The following is a 2508-nucleotide window of genomic DNA, read 5'->3' as shown; positions in this document are numbered from 1 at the left end:
ACGAGCCATACGTTCCCCTTTGTTGGCGCTCCGACCAATGCGACAAAGCTAGGGGAGAAGTACGCTCGCCTCCTGCCAGCGGTGAGCATGCGAATGTGCGTGCGCCTCGCCTGCGTCCTCATATAAAATGTCGTAACAACATGACGCGACGGAAGCGGAGGGCGCGATGACAGCTGCGGAGGGTGCGGCGCAAGCGAGCGAGAAGAACTACGACCTCGAGCCCGAGGTCCGCGTGCCGGGGTTCGACGGCGACGCGTTTGCGGGCCGCGAGGCCGTCACGCAAGAGCTCGCGTCCGGGCTCACGGCGCCGCTCGTGGTGGCGGAGTGCTACCCGGGCGTCGCGCCCGAGGTCCGCGGCATGCTCGAGCAGGCCTGCCGCCCGGCGTTCACCGTCACGGCGGAGGAGACCTACCTCGACCCCGCTACGATCGACACGACCCTGCGCCCCCACGTGACGGAGGACCGCGTCCGCGGCGTCATGTTCTACGGCACGCTAAGCGATCTGGTAGACCAGGCGCGCCTGCAGGCCGCCGCCAACCGCTGCCGCCAGACGCTCCAGGCGGGAGGGCGCGTCCTTCTCTACGGCTTTGGCGCAAGCCTCATTGCGGAGGCCATCGCCGCCACCGGGGCGGACGTCCCCAGCCAGCTGGTCTACTGCGACCTTGCGCGCTGGCAGATCCAGCTCAGGTACCGCGCCGGCATGCCCAACCACTTCTGGAACAACCCGCGGGAGGACGTACTGCGCAAGTTCAAGCGCGGCTACTTTATAGAGTGGCGCCTGGCAGACAAGCTCAAGGCTGGCCTGCTCGGCCGTATCGACTACCTGCTGGACACCAACGCGCCCGAGCCCAGGCTCCTGCGCGGCCGGGCGTTCCGCGCCGGGCTGCAGCAGGTGGTCCGCCGCCCCTTCAGGCTCGTGCCGTACTTTGACCCGGGCGTCTGGGGCGGCCAGTGGATGAAGCGCCGCTTTGGCCTGGATCCCAGCCGGCCCAACTACGCCTGGAGCTTCGACGGCGTGCCGGAGGAGAACAGCATCTACCTGCGCTACGGCGTCGTCCGCGTGGAGGTCCCCGCGATGGACGTGGTCCTCGCGCACCCCGTGGAGCTGCTGGGCCAGAAGAACTACAGCCGCTTTGGCGCGGAGTTCCCCATCAGGTTCGACCTGCTGGACACCATGGGCGGCCAGAACCTGAGCCTGCAGGTCCACCCGCTCACGGAGTACATCAGGTCCCACTACGGCATGCCCTACACGCAGGACGAGAGCTACTACATCCTGGACGCTGCGCCCGATGCCACCGTGTACCTGGGCCTCCGCGAGGGCGTGGACCGCGACGCCATGGCCCGCGACCTGCGCGCCGCCCAGCGCGGCGGCCGCCCGTTTGACGCCGACCGCTACGTCAACCGCTTCCCCGCGCGCCCGCACGACCACTTCCTCATCCCCGCGGGCACCGTGCACTGCTCCGCGGCGGGCTGCATGGTGCTGGAGATAAGCGCCACGCCCTACATCTTCACGTACAAGCTCTGGGACTGGGACCGCCTGGGCCTGGACGGCCGCCCGCGCCCCGTCCACGTGGAGGACGGCCTCGCCAACATCCGGTGGGACCGCACCACCGGCTGGGTCCGACGCAACCTGGTGAACCACGTGCGGCTCCTGCGCGACGCGGGCGGCGTGCGCGAGGAGCGCACCGGCCTCCACGAGCTGGAGCCCATCGAGTCCCGCCGCTACACCGTCACCACGGCCTGCGCGCACAACGCCACCGCCGGCGTCCACATGCTCAACCTGGTGGGCGGCACCGCGGCCACCGTCACGAGCCCCACCGGCGCCTTCGCCCCGTTCCACGTCCACTACGCGGAGACGTTCATCGTCCCCAGCGCGGCCGGCGCCTACACCGTCGCGCCCGCGACCCCGGGTGAGAAGATCACCTACGTGCAGGCATCCGTCCGCAACTAGGCAACCGGCAAGGCCGAGTAGGGGGAGAAGGACGAGCCACAGCCAAGGCGGCTCGTCCTTCTCCACTAGTTGCGCTGGGTCTTGCACTGCCTACGCAAGCTGCCTGGCTGCGTCCTCGAGGATGCGAATCTGCGCGATGGTCTCCTCGGGCTTCACGAGCGGCTCCGCGCCGTTGACCAGCGTGTCGTACAGGGCGTCGTACCACTGGCTGTAGGTGCTGCGCACCGTCTCGACCCGCTCCTCGTGCATGTGGCCGGCGTCGTCCTGCCAGCGCAGCTGCCCCCACTGCTTCTGAGAGTCCAGGCCAAAGTCGTCGTGCCCCTTGGGAAGGTAGAAGTGCTTGAGGTCGCGCTCCTGCTGGTCCTTGTCAAACTTCACGAAGGAACCTCTGTCCCCATAGACCTCGAAGCTGGGGCGCAGGTAGGCGCTCATGTAGTTGGCGTGTGCCGTGGCCTTGAGGTTGCGGTCGTCGTAGTACAGGTCAAAGTCAAAGTAGTCGTTCGCCATGCCCTTGCCCTGAAGCTGGCGCAGCTCCCCATGGACGCGGTCGGGGATGC

Annotated in this window: 2 protein-coding genes; one reads left to right on the top strand and one right to left on the bottom strand. The window is 68.3% G+C overall.

What is annotated here, in order from left to right:
• Positions 1-166 precede the first annotated feature (166 nt).
• Positions 167-1951, top strand: a complete 1785-nt coding sequence (locus ACI38Z_RS06125) for a class I mannose-6-phosphate isomerase (RefSeq protein WP_439789311.1) — start codon at positions 167-169, stop codon at positions 1949-1951.
• A gap of 90 nt (positions 1952-2041) precedes the next feature.
• On the opposite strand, the gene ACI38Z_RS06120 is transcribed toward ACI38Z_RS06125, so the two are convergent.
• On the bottom strand, positions 2042-2508 hold a 467-nt coding region (locus ACI38Z_RS06120; protein WP_439789310.1), incomplete at its 5' end, for a Gfo/Idh/MocA family oxidoreductase.

Origin of the sequence: Parafannyhessea sp., assembly GCF_051876455.1 — a bacterium.
In the GTDB taxonomy this organism is placed as follows: domain Bacteria; phylum Actinomycetota; class Coriobacteriia; order Coriobacteriales; family Atopobiaceae; genus Parafannyhessea.
Note: the sequence above shows the minus strand (reverse complement) of the source record. Positions and strands in the feature narration are given on the sequence as shown.